At 43.7% G+C, this 21,638-nt stretch carries 21 protein-coding genes; 2 read left to right on the plus strand and 19 right to left on the minus strand.

What is annotated here, in order from left to right; translation table 11 throughout:
- The first annotated feature begins 50 nt into the window (after positions 1–50).
- On the plus strand, positions 51–1,352 hold the full coding sequence (locus tag JVX94_RS08295) for a S1C family serine protease (protein ID WP_205185211.1): 1,302 nt from the start codon (positions 51–53) through the stop codon (positions 1,350–1,352).
- A 33-nt stretch (positions 1,353–1,385) separates the two neighbouring features.
- Here the strand turns inward: JVX94_RS08295 and JVX94_RS08300 are convergent, their stop codons facing one another.
- Positions 1,386–2,342, minus strand: a complete 957-nt coding sequence (locus JVX94_RS08300; RefSeq protein WP_144470262.1) for a ring-cleaving dioxygenase — start codon at positions 2,340–2,342, stop codon at positions 1,386–1,388.
- Between the two features lie 329 nt (positions 2,343–2,671).
- On the opposite strand from JVX94_RS08300, the gene JVX94_RS08305 reads away from it, so the two are divergent.
- On the plus strand, positions 2,672–3,997 hold the full coding sequence (locus JVX94_RS08305; RefSeq protein ID WP_144470260.1) for an APC family permease: 1,326 nt from the start codon (positions 2,672–2,674) through the stop codon (positions 3,995–3,997).
- 174 nt (positions 3,998–4,171) lie between these two features.
- On the opposite strand, the gene JVX94_RS08310 is transcribed toward JVX94_RS08305, so the two are convergent.
- The 18 genes from JVX94_RS08310 to ggt all read right to left on the minus strand — a co-directional run bounded on the left by JVX94_RS08310 (position 4,172) and on the right by ggt (position 21,514).
- A complete protein-coding gene (locus JVX94_RS08310) occupies positions 4,172–4,501 on the minus strand; it encodes a bh protein (protein ID WP_095408281.1) in 330 nt (109 codons plus the stop codon).
- Between the two features lie 63 nt (positions 4,502–4,564).
- Positions 4,565–5,521 carry a sugar-binding transcriptional regulator gene (locus JVX94_RS08315; RefSeq protein WP_024424944.1) on the minus strand — a complete coding sequence of 319 codons (957 nt, stop codon included), beginning with the start codon at positions 5,519–5,521 and terminating at the stop codon, positions 4,565–4,567.
- A gap of 93 nt (positions 5,522–5,614) precedes the next feature.
- A complete protein-coding gene (locus JVX94_RS08320; protein WP_144485432.1) occupies positions 5,615–6,400 on the minus strand; it encodes an SDR family NAD(P)-dependent oxidoreductase in 786 nt (261 codons plus the stop codon).
- A complete protein-coding gene (locus JVX94_RS08325; RefSeq protein WP_238409481.1) occupies positions 6,378–7,079 on the minus strand; it encodes an SDR family NAD(P)-dependent oxidoreductase in 702 nt (233 codons plus the stop codon). Before JVX94_RS08325 ends, JVX94_RS08320 begins: the two co-directional genes overlap by 23 nt.
- 18 nt (positions 7,080–7,097) lie before the next feature.
- On the minus strand, positions 7,098–8,480 hold the full coding sequence (gene lpdA, locus JVX94_RS08330) for a dihydrolipoyl dehydrogenase (RefSeq protein WP_205185213.1): 1,383 nt from the start codon (positions 8,478–8,480) through the stop codon (positions 7,098–7,100).
- 12 nt (positions 8,481–8,492) lie between these two features.
- Positions 8,493–9,824: a dihydrolipoamide acetyltransferase family protein gene (locus JVX94_RS08335; protein WP_205185216.1), complete on the minus strand. Its 1,332-nt coding sequence runs from the start codon at positions 9,822–9,824 to the stop codon at positions 8,493–8,495.
- Between the two features lie 17 nt (positions 9,825–9,841).
- Entirely contained in the window at positions 9,842–10,822 is a 981-nt protein-coding gene (locus JVX94_RS08340; protein ID WP_205185529.1) for an alpha-ketoacid dehydrogenase subunit beta, read from the minus strand.
- A 31-nt stretch (positions 10,823–10,853) separates the two neighbouring features.
- The gene (gene pdhA / locus JVX94_RS08345; protein WP_144485057.1) at positions 10,854–11,837 is read right to left on the minus strand and encodes a pyruvate dehydrogenase (acetyl-transferring) E1 component subunit alpha; all 984 of its coding nucleotides are present in this window, start codon (positions 11,835–11,837) and stop codon (positions 10,854–10,856) included.
- Positions 11,838–12,017: 180 nt separating this feature from the next.
- Positions 12,018–13,049 carry an alcohol dehydrogenase catalytic domain-containing protein gene (locus JVX94_RS08350; RefSeq protein WP_205185219.1) on the minus strand — a complete coding sequence of 344 codons (1,032 nt, stop codon included), beginning with the start codon at positions 13,047–13,049 and terminating at the stop codon, positions 12,018–12,020.
- Entirely contained in the window at positions 13,046–13,492 is a 447-nt protein-coding gene (locus tag JVX94_RS08355) for a hypothetical protein (protein ID WP_205185222.1), read from the minus strand. The genes JVX94_RS08350 and JVX94_RS08355 overlap by 4 nt, the downstream gene beginning before the upstream one ends.
- Before the next feature lie 60 nt (positions 13,493–13,552).
- On the minus strand, positions 13,553–13,831 hold the full coding sequence (locus JVX94_RS08360) for a PTS sugar transporter subunit IIB (protein ID WP_003212259.1): 279 nt from the start codon (positions 13,829–13,831) through the stop codon (positions 13,553–13,555).
- Positions 13,832–13,850: 19 nt separating this feature from the next.
- Entirely contained in the window at positions 13,851–15,224 is a 1,374-nt protein-coding gene (locus JVX94_RS08365) for a PTS galactitol transporter subunit IIC (RefSeq protein ID WP_095408274.1), read from the minus strand.
- Positions 15,225–15,277: 53 nt separating this feature from the next.
- Complete coding sequence (locus JVX94_RS08370) at positions 15,278–15,745, minus strand: PTS sugar transporter subunit IIA (protein ID WP_205185224.1); 468 nt, start codon at positions 15,743–15,745, stop codon at positions 15,278–15,280.
- A gap of 239 nt (positions 15,746–15,984) precedes the next feature.
- Positions 15,985–16,716, minus strand: a complete 732-nt coding sequence (locus tag JVX94_RS08375; protein ID WP_205185227.1) for a sulfate/molybdate ABC transporter ATP-binding protein — start codon at positions 16,714–16,716, stop codon at positions 15,985–15,987.
- 15 nt (positions 16,717–16,731) lie between these two features.
- Positions 16,732–17,601 carry a sulfate ABC transporter permease subunit CysW gene (cysW, locus tag JVX94_RS08380; RefSeq protein ID WP_144485053.1) on the minus strand — a complete coding sequence of 290 codons (870 nt, stop codon included), beginning with the start codon at positions 17,599–17,601 and terminating at the stop codon, positions 16,732–16,734.
- Between the two features lie 5 nt (positions 17,602–17,606).
- Positions 17,607–18,452 (minus strand): sulfate ABC transporter permease subunit CysT, encoded by an 846-nt coding sequence (gene cysT / locus JVX94_RS08385; RefSeq protein WP_111291258.1) that lies wholly within the window; start codon positions 18,450–18,452, stop codon positions 17,607–17,609.
- An 11-nt stretch (positions 18,453–18,463) separates the two neighbouring features.
- Positions 18,464–19,501, minus strand: coding sequence for a sulfate ABC transporter substrate-binding protein (locus JVX94_RS08390; protein ID WP_103132235.1), 1,038 nt, complete (start codon positions 19,499–19,501; stop codon positions 18,464–18,466).
- Between the two features lie 261 nt (positions 19,502–19,762).
- Positions 19,763–21,514, minus strand: coding sequence for a gamma-glutamyltransferase (gene ggt / locus JVX94_RS08395; RefSeq protein WP_205185229.1), 1,752 nt, complete (start codon positions 21,512–21,514; stop codon positions 19,763–19,765).
- Positions 21,515–21,638 lie beyond the last annotated feature (124 nt).

The raw sequence follows: 21,638 nt of genomic DNA on the forward strand, positions 1-21,638 counted from the left end.
AAACACCTAGAACACATACATGAAAAAATCAATGAAAGAGAGTGATTTAAATGACACAGCACAAAGATGACAAACACCCTTCTCATGAACGACAAAAAATTGAACAACCTCAAAAACAGAAAAAGCCAAACGGCTGGTTTAAGCCATTTGTCAGCGGTGTTGTGGGCGGTATATTAGCGTTAAGCATTTACGTTCTTACGCCATATGCTCAGCATTCATCAGACAGCACTGCAAATGATTCGGCAGCGAAAACAGAAGCAGTATCGACAAATCACACGAATTCGTCAAAAACAACAGCCGTCCAAACATCAAATTCATCAAATAGCATCTCCAGCATGGTCGAAAATGTATCACCAGCTATTGTCGGCATTACAAACTACCAAACGCAAACAGACACGAGCTTTGGCGATTTCAATACGCCTTTCGATGAATCGCAGCAAAACAAAAGCAGTCAAGAGGAAAAAACCGGTACAGGCTCAGGAGTGATTTTCAAAAAATCAGGCAATAAAGCCTATGTCTTAACAAACAATCACGTCATTGAAGGGGCAAATAAATTAACCGTATCCTTACATGATGGCAAAGCCATTGAAGGAAAACTGGTCGGAGCTGATCCGCTCACTGACTTAGCCGTTGTGGAAATTAGCAGCAGTCATGTGACAAAGGTTGCGGCATTAGGCAATTCCTCCTCACTGCGTGCTGGGGAAACTGTCATTGCGATCGGAAACCCGCTTGGTGAAGATCTTTCAAGAACAGTGACACAAGGAATTGTCAGCGGTGTCGACCGAACAGTCTCAATGAACACATCAGCAGGCGAAAGCAGCATTAATGTCATTCAAACAGATGCAGCCATTAACCCAGGTAACAGCGGCGGCCCGCTTCTGACGACAGACGGAAAGGTTGTGGGAATCACGAGTATGAAAATCTCTGAAACAGGTGTAGAAGGCATTGGGTTCGCACTGCCAATCAATGATGTCAAACCAATCGCTGATCAGCTTCTCGCAAAAGGAAAAATTGAACGTCCATATATCGGCATCAGCATGCTGGATCTCGAACAAGTTCCAAATGTGTATCAGAAAGAAACACTCGGACTCAAAAGCAGTCAGCTCGATCAAGGCGTGTACGTCAAAGATATTGCCGCAGGTTCACCTGCCGCCAAAGCTGGCTTAAAGTCAGAGGATGTCATTACCGGCATCAATGGGAAACAAATCAAAACTGGCAGCGAATTACGTCATGAGCTATACACGAATGCAAAAGTAGGAGATACCGTGAGCATCACCCTCATTCGAAACGGAAAACAAGAAACAAAGCAGGTCACATTAACACAATCTGAATCTAAGCAGGTCAGTTCCTAATGAAAAAGCAGCTCAATTGATGAGCTGCTTTTTTTATGACGACTGAATTGGCGTTAATCTTTGTTCAATTTCTGCTCGTTTATGCTCTAGGAATGGCGGAAGGGCTAATTGATCGCCAAGTACATCCACCCCTTCATCGACTGTAAACCCAGGACCATCTGTTGAAATTTCAAATAAAATACCATTTGGCTCTCTAAAGTAAAGAGCTTTAAAGTAAAAACGTTCTACAACACCAGAGTTTGTGAAGCCTGCTTTTGATATTTTTTCATACCATTTTTCAAGCTCCTCTGCATCCTTCACGCGAAATGCGACGTGATGCACACTGCCTCTGCCGGAACGTTCAGAAGGCCCTTCTGTTTTTTCGATCACATGAATTTCTGTTCCAGCACCGCCATTTCCTGACTCAAAAATGGTCACGATCTTACCATCATTTGATTGTTCACGTGCTCTTTCAGTGAATCCAAGGATGTCTGTTAAAACACGGATCGTCTTATCAGCTTCTGCAACAGTTAATTCAACTGGACCTAAACCTCTAATCGCATACTCTGCCGGAATATCGTCATGCACTGGCGGTGAGCCTTCTTCTTGTGCGTTCGGTTCTACTGTTAAAAATAGCTGCTGCCCTTCTGGGTCTTTAAAACGCAAAGCAGGTCTTCCGCCTCTCAAGGAAGCTGTTTCTTGCTGCACGCCTTTATCTTCAAACCGCTTTTCCCAAAACGTGAGTGCCTCTTCAGAAGAAACGAGAAGGCCTGTGCTTGTGATCGCATTTGTCCCTTCCAAACGGCGGGCAAGCATTGGAATTTCAAAGAATGTTAGCTCCGTTCCTGGTGAAGCGACCTCATCTCCATAAAACAAGTGGTACATAGACGGGTCATCCTGATTGACTGTTTTCTTTACAAGTTTTAAGCCAAGGATTTGGCGGTAGAAATCAACATTTTTCTGAGCATTGGCTGTTAACGCAGATACGTGGTGAATCCCATTTATTTTCATTATTTTCACTCCTATTTTAAATTATCTCGAATTCGAGATAATATCCTTATGAATAAAATAGTTCATTTTTCAAGAAAAGTCAACCATTTGATCACACGTTTACTGGATGTTCGGTTTTCGGCCATTAAATTAACATTAAATCGAAAATAAACTTTTATTGTTCGCTTTTAACACGCCTTTTACCCTAATATCTCCAATAAAAGAACACTTTTAAATACAAATACGAAAATCAGAAAATTTTTTTAATTCTTGTTTTCCTAAAATCGTATTACAATGAACAAAATACATGTCACAGTAACGTACGAAAGTGATGCAGGAGGTCGTGAGTAATGAACAAAGAACAACCAGCGTTAAAACAAGACATCGGCTTATTTTTCGCCCTATCTCTTGTCATCGGGACCATTATCGGGTCAGGCGTCTTTATGAAGCCAGGCAACGTCCTTTCCTATTCAGGAAGCTCAGACATCGCCTTATTCGCTTGGCTGTTAGGTGGAATCTTAACCCTTGCAGGCGGACTAACTGTCGCTGAAATTGGTACACAAATCCCGAGAACCGGCGGTTTGTACGCCTATCTTGAAGAAGTGTATGGTGAATTTTGGGGCTACTTATGCGGCTGGGTGCAGATTATTATTTACGGACCAGCCATCATTGGTGCACTTGGTCTATATTTTGGTTCATTATTAGCCAATTTATTTTCTCTTTCGACTTTGTGGTCTACAACGATCGGCATTATCACTGTTTTATTTTTATGTATCATCAACATCATGGGAACAAAATACGGCGGATTTGTTCAGGGGCTGACCACTATCGGAAAGCTTGTCCCAATTGCCGCTATTATTGTGTTTGGCCTATGGAAAGGTAACGAAAATATTTTTATGGCTGTTAACGATAGTATCGCTCAAATGAACTTCGGTGCAGCGATTTTGGCTACGTTGTTTGCCTATGATGGCTGGATTTTACTAGCTGCGCTTGGGGGTGAAATGAAGAACCCTGAGAAACTGCTTCCTCGTGCAATGGCAGGCGGAATTTTAATCGTGACGGCTTGTTATCTCTTTATTAATGTCGCACTTTTGCACGTGCTGCCAGCTGATCAAATCGTCCAGTTAGGTGAAAATGCGACAAGCACTGCTGCTACCATGCTCTTTGGGCCAATTGGCGGGAAAATCATTAGTATTGGGATCATCATTAGTATCTTTGGCTGTTTGAACGGCAAGGTTCTTTCATTCCCACGTGTGATTTTTGCGATGGCAGAACGAAAGCAGATTCCTTTCGCCAACGCGATTTCGCGGATTCACCCAACGTTTAAAACACCTTGGATCGCTGTATTTGTGCAAATTTTGATCGCCATTGTGTTTATGATCGTCAGTAATCCCGAAAAGCTGTCTGAAGTATCGATTTTCATGATCTACATCTTTTATGTCATGGCCTTTTTCGCCGTCTTTAAACTGAGAAAACAAAACAGCGGAATGAAGCGTGCTTACAGTGTACCACTTTACCCGCTGACACCGATCATTGCGATTATCGGTTCATTATTCGTCTTAATCAGCACCATGATCACCGATTGGAAAAGCTGCCTGATCTCCATGCTGATCGGCATGGCTGGACTGCCTATTTATTATTATATGAAAAAAACACAAAAAAAAGCAGAGCGCTAAACAGTGCTCTGCTTTTTTCCTTCTTCTCAGCGTGATAGAAAACCTTTGCAGTCTAGGAAAGACGAGTACCGGAGCGGAGCGAATGTAACATTCGTGAGCACAGGAACGGAGGACTGACAAAGAATGCGAGGGTTTGCCTACACGCGGATGCAGAGCGCTAAACAGTGCTCTGCTTCATTTTTTATATTGTTTGATCACTTTGTATGATTCGTTTAAATATCTCATGAGCCGATATGGCTTACTAAGCACGCGGATTGGGAGTCTTGAGATAAATCCATTCAGGTTCGACTTATATTCCTGCGTAATCCGCTTTGGCTTTGTCGCTATTTTCTCGTATACTTCCTTGTAAAATTCCTTCATGATGTCGACTTTCACACTGATCTTTTGATGACACTCTGTACACTCAACGCTTTTCATCTGATCATTCACATAAACGATGCTGTGGAGGGTCTCTTCTTGGCACCGAGTACAATGTAGGTTTGCTTCCATTTCGGTTTTCTTCAAGATACACAGCTCCTTTCTCGTTTGATGTTGCTCTTGTTATACCATTCGAACGCTGCCAGCCTTTTATTGGACGGATGCTTCCTTTAAAATGGCTGCCGCCGTTAGTTCGTCTGTCACCAATACTTGGATGAAGCCGCCATTTAAAGCCCCTAAAATACTTTCAGCTTTATGGGTTCCTTCTACAACAGCGATGACCGTTTTGACGCTCTTTAATTGTTCCAGCGATAAGCCAATGACTTTTTGATTCAGTTCATCTTGGACAGGTTTTCCTTCTCCATCAAAGAAACGAAAACCAATATCACCGACTGCCCCTGATTGCCTTAAACCAGATAAGTCCTCTTCTTTTAAATAACCGACTGTTTTTAAAGTTGACCCTTTATGCGGGTTGCCAATACCGATGAGGGCAATATCCACATTTCTGCCTTCTTCAAGCACGGCTTCTATGTCCTGCATCGCCATAAGCCGTTCTTTTAATTCTTCTGTTTCTAAAATCGCAGGAGCATATAAATAGGAACACGTGCCGTTCATTTTCTTTGCCAGCTCATATGCCAGCTGATTGGCATGAATGTCGACCGCCTGCCTGCCCATTCCGCCCTCTAAAGGAATGACCTTCACATCGTTTCTTCGTTCAAACGGATATTCTTTTACAAGCTCAGCAAGCGTCGTTCCCCATGAAATACCGATTTTCTCCGCATTTTTCATGTTTTTAGACAAATAATAGGCGCCTGCTTGACCGACTGCCCGCTTCACCATCTCAGACATTGTCCCGACACTTGGGACAACGACCGCATCTGTTAATTGAAAGGTTGTTTCTAGCTGCTTTTCAAGCTCCACCGTATGAATGCTTTCGTCTTTAATGTACACTTCAACGATTCCCACATCTTTTGCTTTTTGTAAGAGCTTTGAAATGACTGGTCTTGAGACATTGAGCTTTTTTGCAATTTCCTGCTGCGTCCACCCGTCTGTATAATAAAGATGAGCAACTTTGACGAGCTGTCGTCTTTCTTCCCAATTCAGCATGTGACATCATCCTTTTAATATACTATGATTACCAGTATACCAAACATTCGTTTCCAATTGGAACAATTGTTATGAAAATGACAAAAAGAGCGATTAACTCTCCGCTCTTTTTCCCTCAGTATATTTCGGCTGATACGTTCTCCCTCCGTCTAACAGGATAATTTGTCCGTGCAAATAGCTCCCCTCGCCACGTGTGAGAAATAAAGTGAGTCCTGCGATATCCTCAGGTTTTCCTAATCTTCCGATGGGAATGAGTGATTGCAGCTGCCGTTTCTCCTCTACAGTAGGATAGAGCGTATCAAGCATTTGAGATTCAATTACGCGGGGGGCAATCACGTTGATCCGTATATGATGCGAGCCTAGTTCCTTTACGAGCGAACGCATCAATCCAAATGCACCTGCTTTTGATGCATAATATTGAATGCCGCCTCCTGAGCCTGTTATTGCAGATCCCGATCCAATAATGACAACACTGCCTTCCTGCCGCTCACACATATAGGGTGCCAACGCTTTGATGCAATAGTAAAGACCATATAAGTTCACAGCCAGTGTCTTTTTCCAAAGTGAAAAATCAACTTCTAAAAAAGGCAGTGATTTGGTCATTCCTGCTGAATACACAAGGTGAGCAATACCGCCCAGCTCCCTTTCAGCTGCTGATATCATTTGCTGAACACTTTCCCACGATGAAACGTCAGCTTGAAATGTCAGCAGCTGAGGATACTGTGTCTTTAAGAGCGAAAGTCCCTTTTCGTCTATATCTGACACGGCGACTTGGTGCCCTTCTTTTAAAAAACGCTCAGCAATTTCTTTTCCGATCCCTTGGGCTCCGCCAACGATGAGAACTGGTTTTTGAACATTAGCCAGCGCTCTCACCCCCATCAAGCATAATCGCCGCGCCATCTGTAAATGCACCATAGGATGTACTGAGGAACACCGTCATATGGGCCACAGTCTCCTTAATTTGCTCTGTATCAGGAACCAAATGGAGAGGAGGCGGCAGCAGCGCAAGCACCCGGATGCCTTTGTCTTTAAATTCTCTCGCTAACCCTTTTGTCATCGCATTCAGCATAGAATTCGATGTAGCATGCGAGATCCCGCCATCTCCTGTGATACTGCCTGATGACGATATATTAATGATGCAGCCTTGCCTCTGATCAACCATATGCCATACGGCAGCCTGACTGGAAAGAAAGACGGTATTCACAGCCGATTCCACTTCATCCACCCACTCATCAGGGCTCACGTCATCAAGCTCTGCTCCCGCTCCTTGCTCTGCTTGATTGACCAAAATATCCAGTTTACCGCATGTATCAATCACTTGCCTCAGCATCCGTGTGGCATCACGCGGTGTTTCCAGCGGGTTCTGAATGATACTCGCTTGACCGCCCATTTTTTGAATGTCTTCACGAATGGTTTTAGCCTTTGATTCATCATGAAACGTGTGTAAAAAAACATGTGCACCTGCCCGGGCTAAAGCCAGGCAGATGGCTTCTCCAAATCCATCTGTGCTACCTGTCACAAGTGCCGCTTTCTGATGAAGCTGGACGTGCACATGCATCTCCTCCCTATCCCTTGATTATTTTCTCAGCTTACTCACGATATCAAGAGCGGCTTCATAAAAACCTTCTGAGATGGTCGGATGCGGATGAATCATTTTCGCCATCTCTTCTGCTGTTCCTTCTAAATACATAAAGGAGGAAGCTTCTGAAATCATCTCTGTGACGTGCGGGCCAACCATCGTCGCGCCAATCACTTCACCATAGGCTGTATCGTATACCAATTTAATGAAGCCTGTTTGATCACCTGCCGCTAGTGCTTTACCGCTTGCCGCTAAATCAAATCGTTCTGCACGCACGTTAAGTCCTTTGGCTTTTGCCTCTTTCTCAGTCAGACCGACACTTGCTACCTCTGGTAATGTATAAATACATCTAGGCATGACATCAGCATTCATTTTTTCAGACACACCGCAAATATTACTGACCGCAACAGCGGCTTCTGCCATCGCTGCGTGAGCCAGCTGATAACCGCCAGCGACATCCCCCACTGCATAGACACCTTCCACACTTGTCTGCATCTTGTCATTCACCTTGATAAAAGGACCATCCAGCTGAAGGTCAAGCTTGCTGACAGCAGATACACTAGGTCTTCTTCCTACACAAACAAGCAGTCTTTCAGCCGTAAAGATATGCGTCTCCCCTTTATCGTCTGCTGCATGAACCGCTTTGACTCCTTCGCTTTCTGTCACCTCTGTCACAGTGGTTTTCTTCGCGATATGGATACCTTTTTTCTTTAATTCTTTTTCTAGCAGCTTAGATGCTTCCTCATCCTCTTGCGGAATAATGGACGGAGCCGCTTCAATAATCGTGACTTTTGATTGAAGACTCTGGAAGATACAAGCCAGCTCAAGTCCAATGACACCGCCGCCAATGATGACGACAGAAGCAGGAATATCAGGGATGTCAAAGATCGTATCACTTGTGTCAAATTGAATGTCTTTAAGCCCCGGTATTGGCGGAATGGCAGGTGAAGATCCAGTGGCAATGATGAGCTCTTTCGTTTCAATCGATTCTGAACCATCTTGTTTTTCAATCTCAATCCGGTGCTTTGTAACAGCTGTACCTCTGCCGTTATATACATCAATCTTTCCTTGCTTTAATAGAAAAGCAATTCCGCCTCTAAGCTTTTCAATGACGTCATCTTTGCGCTTTCTCATTTTATCGAAGGAAAGGACCAAATCACCTGTTTCAATTCCCCAGCTTTTCGCCTTCTCAATTGATTCAATGACTTCTGCATGTTTAAGCAGTGTCTTGGAAGGAATACAGCCCCGATTTAAACAAGTACCGCCTAGAAAATCCTCTTCAATCAAAGCAACCTTCTGTCCGCGCTCAGCCGCTTGAAGGGCGGCAGTATACCCGCCAGGCCCTCCGCCAATGACTGTCAGATCATACGTTTTTGTCATCCGATTCATCTCCTACATTAGCAATTCAAATGGTTGTTCAAGCACTTTTTTAAGGTCTGTTAAAAAGGCAGCCGCTGGTGCGCCATCTACCACTCGGTGATCAAACGATAAACTAACACCCATCATCGGCCGCACCTGAATTTCTCCATCTACCACAACAGGTTTTTCTTGAATGCGCCCAACCCCTAAGATCGCCACTTCCGGCTGATTAATAATCGGGGTAAAGGTATCAATGGCATACATACCTAAGTTACTAATCGTAAAAGTGGACCCTTTCAGCTGGTCTGGCAGCAGTTTTTGGTCACGTGCGTTTCGGCCGATTTCTTTCGCCTCTTTTGTCAGCTGTTTTAACCCTTTTTGGTTCGCATGAGAAATGACTGGAACCATTAAGCCATCTTTTACAGCGACAGCGAGACCAATGTGCACATCATCATGGAAATGGAGCTCATTTTGTTCAAACGTCATATTAATATGCGGGTGGCGCGTGAGTACGTTGCTGACCGCATGAATGATAATTTCTGTGAACGACAGTCTGTTGCCTGTCTCTTTTTCAATCGCTGGCAATAGCTGTTTGCGTACTTCTTTCGCTTTTGTCATATCGATTTCACTTGTTAATGTCACGTGCGGTGCTGTAAAGGCACTTTGTGACATACGATCAGCAATCACTTTTCTCATGCCAGCTAGTTTTTGTGTTTTCACTGGAGAAGTTTCTGCTGTTTGTGCAGCTGCTGCCGTTACATCACTCTTCATAATTTTTCCGTGTGCACCAGATCCAGCAACATTCGCTAAATCGATTCCTTCACGAGCAGCCACTTTTTCTGCAAGCGGTGACACGCGCTGATCTTTCTCACTAGAGTGGACGGCCGCCTCGACGTCCCGTTTTTGAACTCTGCCTTTAGGTCCTGTGCCAGATACCTCATGAATCGCTACATGATGATCCTTTGCCGTTTTTCTCGCAGCAGGTGTGGCACGTACTTTTTCATTAGGTGTTTTTGGGGCTTCACTTTCACTAGAACTGGATGAACCCGCGTCTGATGAAGACGATTCGCTGCTGCCTGATGAATCTTCATCTGATTGTGCTGGCGGTTCACTTGGCACCTGTTCATTTGCTTCTCCGATGTATCCAATGACAGCATTGACTGGAATTTGATCATCGGCTTCATAATATTTCTTTAGAAAAATACCATCATCATAGGCTTCCACCTCAATATTGATCTTGTCTGTCATAATTTCAAAAAGAGGCTCGCCGATTTCAACCGAATCTCCTTCTTCTTTAAACCATTGAAGCAAGGTGCCGACTTCCATCGTACTGCTCAGCTTCGGCATAAATATCTCTTTTGGCATGATCTTCTCCCCTTTACTTAAGAGCGCACAAGCTCTTTTGCTGCTTCAATAATATCTGGCACTTGTGGAATGACCGCTTTTTCCAGCGTCGGGTTGTATGGTATTGGGACCGCAAGACCGCCAAGTCGTTTAATTGGAGTATCTAAGTAGTCAAAGGCTTCACTTTCCGCTATCATACTTGCAATCTCTCCGCCATAGCCGCCTCGTTTTACGGCTTCATGAACGACGATACATTTACCTGTTTTCTTCACAGATTCGATAATCGTTTCTTCATCTAATGGGACAAGTGTTCTTGGGTCAATGATTTCAACATCGATTCCCTCTGCTTCTAGTTCCTTCGCCGCTTCTAACGCTTTGTGTACCATAATCGCTGTTGCTACAATCGTGACGTCTTTCCCGTTTCTTTTCACATCTGCTTTTCCTAGAGGAATGGAATATTGCTCTTCAGGCACTTCACCAATTGTTTTATATAGAAGCTTGTGCTCGTAGAAAATGACAGGGTTGTCATCATCCATCGCGGCTTTTAAAAGTCCTTTTGCATCATAGGCTGTTGAAGGCTGAACCACCTTGAGTCCTGGAATATGGGCCATCCACGCTTCTAAGCTTTGTGAGTGCTGCGCCGCTGCACCCGTTCCTGATCCTGCTGGTGTTCTCACGACAAGCGGCACCTTTCCTTTTCCGCCAAACATGTATCGTGTTTTGGCTGCTTGGTTCACAAGCTGATCCATTGCGATTGTTATAAAGTCAGAGAATTGAAGTTCTAAAATCGGACGCATACCAGTTAAAGCCGCTCCGACTGCCCCACCTGCGATGGCAGCCTCTGAGATAGGTGTATTGCGAACGCGCTCTGGACCGAATTCTTCAATCATGCCGCGCGTGACCCCAAAAGCACCTCCATATACGCCGATATCTTCACCTAAAATGAAGACATCCTGGTTTTCTCTCATTTCCTGACTCATAGCCTCTCGAACGGCTTCTAAATATGAAATCTCTCTCACTGTTGTTTTTGTCACGTGATTCCCCTCCTAATTAGGCGTATACATCCTCTAATAGTGTGTCAATTGACGGTTCTTTACTGTTTTTGGCGAATTCTACAGACGCTTCAATTTCCTGCTTTGCTTCTTCCTGTAAGCTTGCTGCCTGCTCTTCTGTCAAAACATTCAGTTCAATCAAGAGAGACTTAAAGCGTTTGATTCCGTCTTTTTGTCTCCACTCTGTCTCTTCTTCACGTGTACGGTATTTTTTCGCATCACTCTTAGAGTGACCCTTCCAGCGGTACGTTTTCATTTCAATAAGTGATGGGCCATCTCCCGCTCTCGCACGGCTGACTGCTTCATCTACTGTGTTCATAATTTCGACCATGTCATTCCCATCAACCGTTTTTCCTGGCATTCCGTAGCTTTCTGCTCTTGTTGAAATGTCTTCAATATTGATCATTTCTTTCACAGGGCCAGACATGCCGTACTGGTTGTTTTCACAAATAAACACAACCGGTAAATCCCAAATGGATGCAAGGTTTAAAGCTTCATGGAAGCTGCCTTCATTTGTGGCGCCATCTCCGAAGAAACAAAGAACAACAAAGCCTTCCTGCTTCATTTTAGATGTGAGCGCTGCACCTGTTGCCAGCGGGATACCGCCGCCAACGATTCCATTTGCCCCAAGATTTCCTTTTTCTAAGTCCGCGATATGCATGGAGCCGCCTTTTCCTTTACAATAGCCGGTTTCACGTCCAAACAATTCAGCCATCATTTTATTGACCTCGGCCCCTTTTGCAATACAGTGCCCGTGTCCCCTGTGTGTGCTGACGATCTTATCTTTATCTTTTAATACAGCAATCGATCCAACAGCTGATGCTTCCTGTCCAACACATAAATGAGTGGTGCCATGGATAAGTCCTTTTGCAAAGAATTGATCGACCTTTTCATCAAAATATCTCACTAACCACATTTGTTTATATAAATCTGCTAATTTCTCATGACTAATTTGTTCAGGCAAAGTGATTTGTTTTTGCATTTCTTCTCTCCCCTTTACATTTGTTCTTACATGTTACATTTGTAATCATCATACGTTTAAGTGTCATCGAAGTCAAGCATTTCTCTCTCATTTTTAAGCGTTTTCATCTTTTGTCAGAAAAAAAGAGAAAGGCAAAGCCCTTTTCCAAAGAACTTCTCTTTCTCTTTCAATCTCATACATTCATTCATCTGGATACATCATGATTTTAACGCTCTCACCCTCAGGATGCCTCGCACATTCTATCGCCTGAAGCAGCTGGCTTAACGGATAACGATGCGTCACCATCTTTTCAGTGTTGACCACTTTTGCTTTCAGAAGCTCAAGGGCTTCACGATAGTGATATGGATGAGAGGAATAGGCTCCTACTACCTTCACTTCATCATTGAAAAATCGTTCAGCAGGAACAGCCACATCGCCCTTTGGAAAATGGGCAAACACCAAAATCGTCCCGCCTCGCGCTACAGCTTGAAACGCCTCTTTTAAAAGCGCACTGCTCCCAACAGAAATAATGACGAGATCTGCTCCCTTTCCATTTGTTTCTTTCATCACCCGGTTTTCCACTGGCTCAGCGGCTGGATGAAAAGCGGCATCTGCACCTAAACTTCTCGCTTGCAGCAGCCTATTCTCATTCACATCTGTTATCATCACTTTTCCAGCTAAGTAATATTTGGCAAGCTGCAATTGAATACAGCCAATTTGCCCCGCTCCAAGGATCAAGACGGAATCACCTGGATGAACAGGGGCTCGTTCAAACCCGTGCAGGCAGCAGGCAACCGGTTCTACCATCGCCCCTTGCTCATACGATACGTCTTTTGGGAGCTTGCCCATCGTGTGCTTGACATGCAAAGCAGGTACACGGATATATTCTGAAAACCCGCCTGGCTCTACATTTGTGGCTGTAAACTGCGGACACATCGTATAAAATCCCTTTTGACAAAAGTCACAGGTGAAACAAGGCACATGGTGCGCCACATAAACCCTGTCTCCCGTTTGGACATTTGTCACGCGCTTGCCAGTCTCGACAATATCACCAGCGATTTCATGCCCCAGCACTGTCCCAGGAGGTACTGTCTCATGCGTTGCTTTGTAAATATCCGTTCCGCATAAGCCGCAGGCTCGCAGCTTTAACAGAACATCATCATCACCGATGACTGGCCGGTTCCGCTCCTCATACCGAATGTCCTCTGAAGAATAAAAGACAGCTGATTTCATGTAGCAGCATCCTCCTTTTCATCACCCTTCGCAAAATCCCGTAACGTTTGAACAAGCTGCTTGTACTCACTCATCTCACTTGATATCCAGTAGCGCCCTCCGAATATACGAGCCGGCCCCACCCTGACATAGACTTTCCCGATATGAGGATAAGGCTTTAAAAATAGCTTTCCTTTAATATCAGAAACTGCATACGTGTGCCATCTGCCAAAAGCCCCTATCTTCAGTTGATCTTCACTAATGATGACGTTTGTCGGCTGGTTCAGTCCTGTGATACTAGACAGCATGAGAATCGGCAGTGTATAAACGCCTAACACAGCTAACGGCTCAGGTCCTGCTGACCATAGCGTATAAAGAGACCAGAGAAAAAACAGACAGATGAGCACAGCCGGAAGAAAAATAGACAACACTGCAGACGTTCGGCTATAAGCATGATGCTGCATGAGACTTCCTCCTTTCAGATCACTAGAAGGAGCTCGAAAGCTCCTCCTTGCAATAGTCTTCTACTTGATATGATCGATGATTTTCTCGATATCATCTTCAATACCAAATCCAGTTAAAAAGGATAATGTTTGAATCACAGGTGTCCCTTTTGTATCACTTACAGGCGTTGTCGTCACAATTAAATCGGCGCCTTCCGCTTTTTGCGGGACTTCAGATGCCTTACACTGTTCCACGACGACATCATATCCTTTTTCCTTTAACGTCTCTTCTACCTTTTTAGCCACAACCGTTGATGTTGCAACTGCCGTTCCGCATGATACTAATATTTTCTTCGCCATTAGAATCCCTCCAGCTCATTTATTGGTCTTTCTGATCTAAGCCCATTTCTTTCGCATATTGCTTTTTAATATCATTTCGCACCCAGTACCATAGAAGCGCATAAGCCAGAGCACAGATAATCGCTGCAATAAAGTAAGGGTTGCTCGGATCAAGAAGTCTCACCATGATCCAAGGAATGACGTGAGAACCAAGATCAATACCTGAAATCATGTTTGCCCCTTCTGGGAAATCAAAGCCGACTGCTTTCCCCATTGTTGTCGCAAGCGGTGCAAGGTTCGTTGCGATAAAGAAGACAATCATTAATGTAAAAATACTGTTAATAAGACCGCGAATAATGTTTCCACGAGCGGCAGCTACTGCCCAGACAACTGTAAATGGCAGAACCGATAAGTCAGCAAACGGGAGCATGCCATTGTAAGGCAGAACAACAGCGAGTAAAATCGTAATCGGCACCATTAAAAGGGCTACCGCCATATTCGCTGGATGACCAATAACAATCGCTGTATCTAAACCAATATAGACATTTTTTCCTGGGAAACGCTTTTGAATATAAGAACGAGCGCCCTCAGAGATTGGAATGAGTCCCTCCATTAATAACGCAACCATTCTTGGCATTAAGACAAGAACTGCCGCCATTTGAATACCGAGCGTCATCACGCCTTTTGCATCATAGCCGCCAAGAAGACCAATAATGATACCAAGTATGAGACCCATCACAAGCGGTTCGCCAAAGATGCCAAAGCGTTTCTTCAATGTTTCTGGATCAGCATGAATTTTGTTTAAACCAGGGATCTTATCAATGATGCGGTTGGACGCATACATCAGCGGTGCAAAGTTGACCGTTTCAGCATGAGCCATCGATACCCCTTTTAATCCAAAATGGTGTTCGATTGTCGGCGCTGTCCAATCGGCCAATTTAAGCGTGATCGCAGAAACGATCAAGCCAACAGCAAGAGCCAAGAACATATTATGATAAGCGTAGTAAGTAACAGAGGCTGCGAAAATCAAATGCCAGAAGTTCCAAATATCCACATTCAGCGTTTTCGTAAAGTTCACGGACAATAAGATGACATTTAATAAAAGCACAAGAGGAATCATGAGCGGGGCAACGGGTGTACCAAAGGATATGGCAGCTCCAATCGGCCATCCAACATCCAAAATATCGAGCTTTAGCCCAAGGGAATTAACCATGGCTTTCGCTGCTGGCCCAAGACCGCTCACGAGCAAATTAATGACAAGATTGACACCGACAAATCCAATTCCGATCGTAATACCGGCCCTGAAGGATTTCTTAAAGCCCTGCCTTAAAATCATACCGAAAAGCGTCATAATAATCGGGAGCATAATAGTTGGTCCAAGGTCTAATATAAAATCGACGGCTTGCTTGATCATACATCCACCTCCTGAATTTTTCAGATAAAGCGCTTACATATTTTCGTGAATAGCTATTGGTTTAGTTCTTGCTGAAGCACGTCAACCGCTTCTTCATAAGATGTCATGTGTGAGAGCTTTGTCATCACTTCTTCTTTTCTAAAAAGTGTCATCAGCTTCTCCAGCATCACAAGCTGTTTGCTAGGCTCAGAGATTGCTAGGACAAACACAATTTGGGCTTGCACTGTTTCATCGGGGCTCCCCATCTTATGAAACACGACAGGTTCCTTTAAAGTAGCCACACTAATCGCCGGTTTGTTCACATGCTCAGGATCTGTATGCGGAATCGCTACCCCAAAAGTTGCAAGCGGGAGACCTGTAGGATATGTTTTTTCTCTTTCAAGCACTGCTGGTAAAAAGCTCGATTTAATGTACCCTCCAGCTTCTAACCGCCCTGCTAAATATGTGGTCACCTCCTCTCTCGAAGATGCTTCGAACTGTAGCTTAATCAGTTGTTCATCTAACTCAAACAAGCTGTTCAAACAACCACCCCTTTCATTTGGTATAAATATGAACACATGTAACAAAAAGAAAGAACATTTTAGAATAGAACCTTTTATAAAGCGCTTACAATTATGTGTTCTGAAAAATGTTCAATACTGTTACCTTTGTAAAGATATTATAATATTCGAAATTATAAGTCAATGTTCCTAGGGAAATTTTTATAAAAAAAGACGCAGTGATCACCGCGTCTTTTCCTTCTAACCTTCTATACTTCTTGTTAAATGTGGCTTCCTATATCTAAAAATTCAGATACAAATAGATTGTCAGTCTGTACTGCCATTTCTTCCTTTGTGCCAATTTTTTCGATTCTTCCTTCATTCATCACTACGACACGATCAGCAATATCGAATGCTTCTTCTTGATCATGTGTCACAAAAATGGTGGTCATTTGAAAGTCACGATGAACTTTTTTCAGCCAATGCCTTAATTCTTTCCTCACCTTTGTATCAAGTGCACCAAATGGTTCATCTAAGAGGAGTGCCTTTGGCTGAACGGCAAGTGCGCGCGCCAATGCTACACGCTGCTTTTGACCGCCTGACAGCTGATCTGGATACCGCTGCTCATACTGCGTAAGCTGAACAACCTCTAAAAGCTCGTGTACCCGCTCTTTGATGTCTTTTTTAGGCAGTCTTTCTCCTCTAGGTTTCATTTTCAGCCCGTATGCCACATTATCAAAAACAGTCATATTTCGAAAAAGCGCATATTGCTGAAACACAAAACCGATCTGCCGTTTTCGTACTGGAATGTGTGTGTAATCCTGATCTCCGAATAAAATCTGCCCGTAATTGGCGTAATCAAGACCTGCAATGATTCTTAATAACGTCGTTTTCCCAGAACCAGATGGTCCTAATAAAGAAATCAATTCACCATTTCTTATCGATAAATCCACGTTTTGCAAAACCTTTGTCTGACCAAATTGTTTTGAAATTTGTTTTGCTATAATCCCCAAGGCCGATCCCTCCATTTATGTTGACCGCTTGCCAAGCCGGTGATCCCTCTGCTGAATGATTTGCTTAATGATTAAAGTAATGACTGCCACAAACGCCATGAGAGACGCCACAGCAAAAGCGGCTTGAAATTGATACTCATTGTATAAAATTTCGATATGAAGCGGCATCGTATTGGTCATCCCTCGAATATGACCTGATACAACCGACACGGCACCAAATTCACCAATCGCTCTTGCCCCGGCTAAAATGACACCGTAAAAAAGAGCCCATTTGATATTTGGCAGTGTCACAAAGAAAAAAGTCTTCCATCCGTTTGCACCAAGTGTGAGCGATGCTTCTTCCTCATGAATGCCTTCATGCTGCATAAACGGGATTAACTCTCTAGCAATAAACGGAAATGTAACGAATATGGTGGCTAGGATCATGCCTGGTACAGAATAAATGACTTTCCATCCATTCGCCATAAGCCAAGGCCCTAAAAGCCCGTTTGAACCAAATAAAAGCACAAATACAAGTCCAGCAATCACAGGCGAAACGGCAAACGGAAGATCAATCACAGTCGTTAACAAACGTTTTCCGCGGAAGTTAAATTTTGTGATAAGCCATGCAGCACTAACCCCAAAGATCATTTGAAGCGGTAAGGTGACGACGACAATGAAAACGGTCAATTTGATCGCCGCTAGTGTATCCGGATGTGAGATGGCCAGAAGGTATGAACTCCACCCTTTCTCAAATGCCTTTGAAAAAACGGCGATCAGCGGTATGAGTAAAAATAAAATCAAAAAAGCATACACTACCGTAATGAATAGGATTTTCACCGCTTTAGATTCGGTTACAGGACTTTTATACTGAACATGGTGCTGTTGACTAAGCTCTCTCTCCAATGGTTTCACCTCACGTATACTTGTTTTTTCCGCTCAACATACCACTGAATGCCGTGAATCAATAAGAGGATGAAAAACGAAAGAAGCAGCATCAAGCATGCAATTGCTGCGGCACCATGATAATCATACTGTTCAAGTTTGGACATGATCATCAGCGGTGTAATTTCTGTTTTAAACGGAATATTTCCAGCAATAAACACAACAGAGCCATATTCACCTAGTGCTCTTGCAAACGCAAGTGAAAATCCAGTCATCACCGCAGGAAACAAGGCAGGCAGCAGTACGTGAAAAAAGGTCTGTCTCCTTGTCGCACCAAGAATCGCCGCAGCCTCTTCTACTTCCTGCTGCAGCCCTTCTATGACAGGCTGAACGGTTCGGATAACGAATGGAATGCCAATAAAAATCAGTGCCAAAATAATCCCAATCGGCGTGTACGCCACCTTGATATGCAGAAATTGACCAATCCATCCATTAGGAGAATAAAGGGTGGTCAGGGCAATACCCGCAACAGCTGTTGGGAGAGCAAAAGGCAAATCAATGAGGGCATCTAAGATTTTCTTTCCAGGGAATGTGTACCTGGCGAGAACCCAGGCAATCAGTACACCAAACCCTGCATTGATGAGAGCAGCTGTAAAGGAAGTCGTCACGGTCAGCTGAAGCGACTTCAATACTCTTGCATCGGTAAAAACTTTCCAAATCCCCTCTGCTCCTAATGAAGCCGTCCAAATAAATACCATGGATAAAGGAATGACGACAATCGCACTCACATAAACGAGCGTCACCCCAAGGCTCAGTCCAAATCCAGGCAATATACGTTTTCTTTTATTGGCGGCTGCATGTGCTTTCTTCATCACATCGCCCCCTATTTTTGTCCGCTGTATATTTGATCAAATAAGCCGCCATCATCAAAAAATCTTTTCTGCGCCTTTCTCCACCCGCCAAACGCTTGATCAATCGTCACCATATCAATCTTTTTAAACTGGTCTTTATATTTATTTAAAACTTCTTGATTTCTAGGGCGATAATAGTTTTTCGCGGCAATTTCCTGCCCTTTTTTAGAATATAAATAATCTAAATAAGCCTTCGCCACTTTCTCTGTTCCTTTACGTTTCACATTTTGATCAACGACCGCAACTGGCGGCTCCGCTAGAATACTAATCGATGGGGTGACAATCTCAAATTTGTCTTTGCCTAGTTCGTGCTGCGTTAAATAGGCTTCATTTTCCCATGCAATTAACACATCCCCAAGACCGCGTTCAACAAAGGTCGTTGTTGCTCCGCGTGCACCTGAATCAAGGACTTCGACATGTTCATATAGCTTTTTGACAAAATCCTTTGTTTTTTCTTCATTCCCGTGAAATGTTTTATCTGCATAGGCCCATGCAGCTAAGTAATTCCATCTCGCACCGCCGGACGTTTTCGGATTCGGCGTAATGATGGAAACACCTGGCCGGATCAAGTCATCCCAATCTTTAATATTTTTGGGATTCCCTTTCTTCACAAGAAACACAATGGTCGATGTATATGGTGTTGACTGATTTGGAAATTCTTTTTGCCAATCTTTCGAAAGCAGTCCGCGATCTGCAATCGCATCAATGTCATACCCTAAAGCCAGTGTTGCCACATCTGCCTCGAGTCCATCAATAATCGATCTTCCCTGCTTTCCTGATCCACCGTGAGACTGCTTGATCGTGACATCCTCACCAGTTTTGTCTTTCCAATACGTCTGAAAGGCTTGATTGTATTCCTGATACAATTCACGTGTAGGATCATACGAAACATTTAACAGCTCAACCTTTCCCTTTTGCTTTGAAGCTTCGTTTGCGTTTGAGCATGCAGTACTCGTCACAGCCAAGACGAATATGATGGTCACGACCCAGACCCATTTCCACTTTTTCATGTTATCCCGCTCCCCGTTATCAAATAATAGTGACACCAACCTTGCCGTTTCATACGCAAAAAAGACCCTTAGCCATCTGAAATACATCACAGTCCTGTACTTCAAATTGCCAAGAGCCTTCGGTTGTCCGATCAGCTATGTATGATTGATGTTAGTCTATATATTATTCAAACTATTCACAGGTGTCAACTCTGTTTTTTTCATTTAAACAAAAAAAGAAACGCCATCTTGAAGGGGCGCTTCTTTTCCCGGGAAATGGTCTTAATCGGCAGATAGCTTTAAATTGACACCAACAGCGGTTCCATTTCTTGAGGAGTCAGCTACTCCAGTAAATGTCCCTGCTTTTCGATCAATGAGTAAAGCTTGCACATTTCCTATATCAATAGGTGAGCTGCCAAAACGGTGACCCATATCATTTAGCTTCGTTCTCACATCAAGGGGAACACCTACTTCGTAACGGTAAGAAGTTGTACTGTTTGTATAAATCCGCGGCTCTTCCACCGCATCTTGAAGCTCCATGTCGTATTCAAGCAAATTCAGAATGGTTTGTGAAACAGAAGCAATAATGGTCGTTCCTCCAGGTGAGCCCACAGTCATGACCGGCTCGTTATCTTTGAATATGATGGTTGGGGTCATACTGGATAATGGACGTTTATTTGGCTGGACTTCATTTGCTCCACCTGGTCTTGCGTCAAAATCTGTTAATTCATTATTTAAGAAAAAGCCGTATTCCGGAACAAGAATTCCTGTACCAAATAACTGTTCAATGGTTGTTGTGAATGACACGACATTTCCCCACTGATCAGCAACTGTAAAATGAGTGGTCTCGCCAATGGTTTTATCTTCTGGCTGCGGGACAATTGGGGATGGATTTTTTTCATCCTCATACGCCCATGGATCTCCTTCTTTCGGGTTTTTGTTCATTTGATCTAATTGAATGAGTGAGGCTCTTTTTGAAATGTAATCATCGTCTAGTAGTCCTTGTAGTGGAACATCTACGAATTCGGGGTCGCCTGCATATGCAGCACGGTCAGCATAGGAGAGATGCATTGTTTCAGCAAGCAGCTGATATTTTTCAAATGATTTGGGGTCATATTGAGATAGATTGAAGTGATCTAGTATTTTGAGTATTTGCAGCATGAACACTCCGCCCGAGCTTGGTGGAGGCATACTTGCAAGCTGGTATCCTTTATAGTCTCCCCAGATAGGCTTGTCAGTCTTGACCTCATAATGACCAATGTCATCAGTTGTCATCGTTCCGCCAAAATCTTGGACTGTATTTGCAAGTGCCTTTGCTACTTTTCCTTCATAAAATGCTTTGCTTCCTTTTTTCGCAATGAGCTTAAATGTTTTTGCAAGACCTGGCTGTACAAGCAGATCGCCTTCTTTGAGCGGCTGATCATCTGGAAGAAAGATTGGCGCTGCAGCCGTTTTTTTCAGCTTTCCTTGATGATCTTCAATGGCTTGTGCCAGAACAGAATCGATTTCAAATCCATCCTCTGCAAGCTGAATGGAAGGCTCAATCAATTCCTTCATCGAACGGGTCCCCCACTTATCTAATGCTACCTCGAGGCCTTTTACTGTCCCTGGAACACCAACCGCATTTCCGTGTGTGGACCGCTCAGCAAATGGGATGACTTTTCCCTCATCTGTTAAAAACATGTCAGGTGTTGCGCCTTGTGGTGCTCTTTCTCTACTATTGATGATAGATGTTTCTTTTGTCTTTCCATCATAAACCATCATAAAACCACCGCCGCCAATTCCAGACATCATTGGCTCTGTCACATTCAGTGCGTACTGGATGGCAACAGCAGCATCCACTGCGTTTCCACCTTTCTTCAATACATCAGCACCTACTTCTGATGCCAGCGGGTGAGCAGTAGCCACCATGCCATCTTTCCCAACAGCTACTTTACTCCCATGTGATTCGTTCGCATTGACATGGCTGACTGGCAGAAAAAACGAGAAAACAAACAGACATATGGACAAAACAGTTAGAGAAATGCGTTTCATGAACAACACCCCTTCCATATTCTTACTTTGACCTTACCGACTTCTTGACCAGAATACAATAGATTATTCTAAAATTTCAAAAATTTTCATCCTATCATCCTACATTTCCCAAATTGAACATTGT

The organism is Bacillus sp. PDNC022 (assembly GCF_016919285.1).
Taxonomy (GTDB): domain Bacteria; phylum Bacillota; class Bacilli; order Bacillales; family Bacillaceae; genus Bacillus; species Bacillus safensis.

What these genes read in the sequence shown, in the direction of transcription:
- JVX94_RS08295 (WP_205185211.1), top strand. Translation starts at nt 51, where the DNA reads ATGACACAGCACAAAGATGACAAACACCCTTCTCATGAACGACAAAAA.
- JVX94_RS08300 (WP_144470262.1), bottom strand. Translation starts at nt 2,342, where the DNA reads ATGAAAATAAATGGGATTCACCACGTATCTGCGTTAACAGCCAATGCT.
- JVX94_RS08305 (WP_144470260.1), top strand. Translation starts at nt 2,672, where the DNA reads ATGAACAAAGAACAACCAGCGTTAAAACAAGACATCGGCTTATTTTTC.
- JVX94_RS08315 (WP_024424944.1), bottom strand. Translation starts at nt 5,521, where the DNA reads ATGCTGAATTGGGAAGAAAGACGACAGCTCGTCAAAGTTGCTCATCTT.
- JVX94_RS08320 (WP_144485432.1), bottom strand. Translation starts at nt 6,400, where the DNA reads ATGGGGGTGAGAGCGCTGGCTAATGTTCAAAAACCAGTTCTCATCGTT.
- JVX94_RS08325 (WP_238409481.1), bottom strand. Translation starts at nt 7,079, where the DNA reads ATGCATGTGCACGTCCAGCTTCATCAGAAAGCGGCACTTGTGACAGGT.
- lpdA (WP_205185213.1), bottom strand. Translation starts at nt 8,480, where the DNA reads ATGACAAAAACGTATGATCTGACAGTCATTGGCGGAGGGCCTGGCGGG.
- JVX94_RS08335 (WP_205185216.1), bottom strand. Translation starts at nt 9,824, where the DNA reads ATGCCAAAAGAGATATTTATGCCGAAGCTGAGCAGTACGATGGAAGTC.
- pdhA (WP_144485057.1), bottom strand. Translation starts at nt 11,837, where the DNA reads ATGCAAAAACAAATCACTTTGCCTGAACAAATTAGTCATGAGAAATTA.
- JVX94_RS08350 (WP_205185219.1), bottom strand. Translation starts at nt 13,049, where the DNA reads ATGAAATCAGCTGTCTTTTATTCTTCAGAGGACATTCGGTATGAGGAG.
- JVX94_RS08355 (WP_205185222.1), bottom strand. Translation starts at nt 13,492, where the DNA reads ATGCAGCATCATGCTTATAGCCGAACGTCTGCAGTGTTGTCTATTTTT.
- JVX94_RS08360 (WP_003212259.1), bottom strand. Translation starts at nt 13,831, where the DNA reads ATGGCGAAGAAAATATTAGTATCATGCGGAACGGCAGTTGCAACATCA.
- JVX94_RS08365 (WP_095408274.1), bottom strand. Translation starts at nt 15,224, where the DNA reads ATGATCAAGCAAGCCGTCGATTTTATATTAGACCTTGGACCAACTATT.
- cysT (WP_111291258.1), bottom strand. Translation starts at nt 18,452, where the DNA reads ATGAAGAAAGCACATGCAGCCGCCAATAAAAGAAAACGTATATTGCCT.
- JVX94_RS08390 (WP_103132235.1), bottom strand. Translation starts at nt 19,501, where the DNA reads ATGAAAAAGTGGAAATGGGTCTGGGTCGTGACCATCATATTCGTCTTG.
- ggt (WP_205185229.1), bottom strand. Translation starts at nt 21,514, where the DNA reads ATGAAACGCATTTCTCTAACTGTTTTGTCCATATGTCTGTTTGTTTTC.